Here is a 2,977-nt window from a genome sequence, read left to right as displayed (position 1 = left end):
TTGTAGGCTAGAGCATAATTCGGGTTAATTTCAATAGCGCGGTTGTAGTCGGCTATGGCTGCTTCATAATTTCCCTGGCGGCGGTGAGCAAAACCCCGATTGTTGTAGGCTAGAGCATAATTCGGGTTAATTTCAATAGCGCGGTTGTAGTCGGCTATGGCTGCTTCATAATTTCCCTGGCGGCGGTGAGCAAAACCCCGATTGTTGTAGGCTAGAGCATAATTCGGGTTAATTTCAATAGCGCGGTTGTAGTCGGCTATGGCTGCTTCATAATTTCCCTGGCGGCGGTGAGCAAAACCCCGATTGTTGTAGGCTAGAGCATAATTCGGGTTAATTTCAATAGCGCGGTTGTAGTCGGCTATGGCTGCTTCATAATTTCCCTGGCGGCGGTGAGTAAGACCCCGACTATAGTAGACAGTAGCATCATTGATATCAATTTCAAGAGGGCGGTTGTACTGAGAGGAAGTATCTGACCTTGCAGTAGGCTCTGTTGTTGAATTATCCCTAAATGTATTTACTCCTACAACAGCTATACCAACCAAGCAAATAACTAGGCCGGCATTTTGCCAAAAACTTTTCCAGGGAGATATGGCTGTTGACGCTTTTTGTTTTTGTGCTATCTGTGGGGACGACTCAGGTACTAGCTTAGATTCCCCAGAAAAGTTGATTTTTGGTAAAGTTGGCTCTGAAGATGCTATAGCAAAGTTAACAGGTATTGGATGATCATAAATATTAGATATGGTTTCATTATTAACAGACAATTGAGTAGAAACTGGAGGAGGTTTTGGTGTAACTATTTCAAGAACAGAAGGATTGAGAGCATTAATAACCTCTTGAGCTGATTGATAACGATGTTTAGGCATTTGATGAGCTAACTTGTCAATAATATTGCCTAATTCCTCACTAACCACTTTCCCATTCAGATAATCTCGCCATATCCACCGATTATTAATAGTATCATATAAATCAAATGGACTGACTCCTGTGAGTAAGTGCATACAAGTTACACCTAAACCGTATAAATCGCTCACCAATAAAGGTTTTCCCAAGGACTGTTCTGGTGCACAATATTCGGCTGAACCTATTATAGTTCCGTCAACATTAATATGTGGCTTTTTGACTACTTTGGCAGAGCCAAAATCTACGATAAACAGCTTATTGTCAACTGTACTTATGATCATGTTTTCTGGATTAATATCTCTATGGATTACCTGCTTACTATGCACAAAATCCAAAATTTCTAATACCTCTAGTAGAATTTCTCTAATCTGTGGTTCTGAGAAAGTACCATTCTGGTCAAGCTCCTCTTTTAGGGTATCACCGTTGACAAATTCTTGAATCAAATATTGTCGATTATTGACTATAAAATAAGCGATTAAATCAGGTATTTGAGAATGCTTGCCCAACTCCTCAAGCCTTTCTGCTTCCTGTGCAAATAACTGGGATGCGTTTTCAATAGTATCTGTTCCTTGGGCTTGAGGTAAAAACTGTTTAATCACACAGAAGGGTTGAGAAGGCTTATCTGTATCATTAGCTAAGAATGTGCGACAGAAACTACCTTGACCTAAAATTGAGCGTGGTATATACCTTTCTTTCAGGATTAACCTATTACCACATCTATGGCAATATTGGAAATGACTGGGGTTAGGGTGGAGACAGCCTGGGTTCAGACAGTAGATGGTGTTCATGGTCTGATGGCACGAAGATTAAACTATCTGCTGTAGCAAAGCTTACTTATCAGATGTTGCTACAGCTCAACTTCTTCATTATAGATCAGTTATTAAAATAGGTCTAGAAGAGCATGAAACGATCGCCTATGATAATTTCATGGGCTTAACATATCTACTAACTTGATTTTTTATTCAATATATCAACAGCCAGCTAACAAAGAAACCAGGTTTCTACAGAAATTTTTGATAAGCAACCAAAGCCCATCAAAGAAACCACACTTAATCACATCATTGTTTGATTTTTTATTCAACACAGAAAAAACGCCGCCGCCAGCCACGGAAACGGTTGACAAATCAAGAGCGATCGCCTATTATAGTGTCGTGGGGGTGATATGTCTTGTTGCTTGATTTTTTAGTCAACACATCAACAATAAAGAAACGGGGTTTCCAGGTAAAAGAAACCCAGTTGTAACGGTCTATAATGACTCTGTTAGGCGGTCAATAGAAATCATAGCCGCCTCAGCCACTTGATGATGACTGTCTTTAGCCAAATATTTAAGGGCTGATAAGCTCTTAGGGCTAGGTAAATTTCCCAGAGCTTCGGCTAGACGCTGGCGAATTAACCAATCATCAGACTGAGCAAACTTGAGGATATGGTCTATAGCTTCGAGGTCGTGAATTTCACCTAAAGCAGCGATCGCCGCCTGTTGCAAAATCACCATATCACTATTAAGGGCAGACATCAAAACGTCACGGGCGCGGATATCCTTCAAATTGCCGAGAGAGACAGCAGCACTAAAACGCACTAGCCAGTCGGTATCCTCATAAAAAGCGCGCATGAGGGGTTCAACAGCCCTAGAGTCCCCCAAATACCCCAAAGCCCCGGCAGCATCAGCGCGAATGCCATAGTCGGGGTCGGTTTCTAATAATTTTACCAGAATCGGATAACATTCGTCAGTTTGTTTAATCCCTAGGGCGAAAACAGCCATTGACCGAATTTGTAGGCTTTTATCAAAGAGAACCTTCTTAATTAGGGGAACAGCTTGCTCTGGGGATACCTCGCGCAAGGAAGCTAAAGCTAACATCCGATCGCGGGTATTATCGCTGTCTAACTTACGGGAAATTTGGTCTAGGGGAATAATTACACTCATGAGAGCAACTTATTAAAACTTTACATGGGGAATTTTTTCTATCCTATCTTAAAACTTTGAACAAGAAAAAGCCCCGCCTGAACAATCAATCAGCGGGGCCTGCGGCCCAAATCCTTGGAGTCCATGAAAGAACACTCCGCAGATGGGACGAAAATG

1 protein-coding gene and 1 pseudogene are annotated in these 2,977 nt (G+C 41.6%); both read right to left on the bottom strand.

Annotation, left to right across the window (positions count from 1 at the left end; all coding sequences use genetic code 11):
* Positions 1–1,688: pseudogene (locus P5674_RS09655) on the bottom strand (tetratricopeptide repeat protein); the annotation flags it as partial.
* A 458-nt stretch (positions 1,689–2,146) separates the two neighbouring features.
* The gene (locus P5674_RS09650) at positions 2,147–2,821 is read right to left on the bottom strand and encodes a HEAT repeat domain-containing protein (protein ID WP_006616170.1); all 675 of its coding nucleotides are present in this window, start codon (positions 2,819–2,821) and stop codon (positions 2,147–2,149) included.
* Between the last annotated feature and the right edge of the window lie 156 nt (positions 2,822–2,977).

The sequence above is a fragment of the Limnospira sp. PMC 289.06 genome, assembly GCF_032350395.1.
In the GTDB taxonomy this organism is placed as follows: domain Bacteria; phylum Cyanobacteriota; class Cyanobacteriia; order Cyanobacteriales; family Microcoleaceae; genus Limnospira; species Limnospira platensis.
This window is presented reverse-complemented; position numbering and strand designations above follow the sequence as displayed.

Coding starts and splice junctions, on each gene's coding strand:
- P5674_RS09650 (WP_006616170.1), bottom strand. CDS start 2,821: ATGAGTGTAATTATTCCCCTAGACCAAATTTCCCGTAAGTTAGACAGC.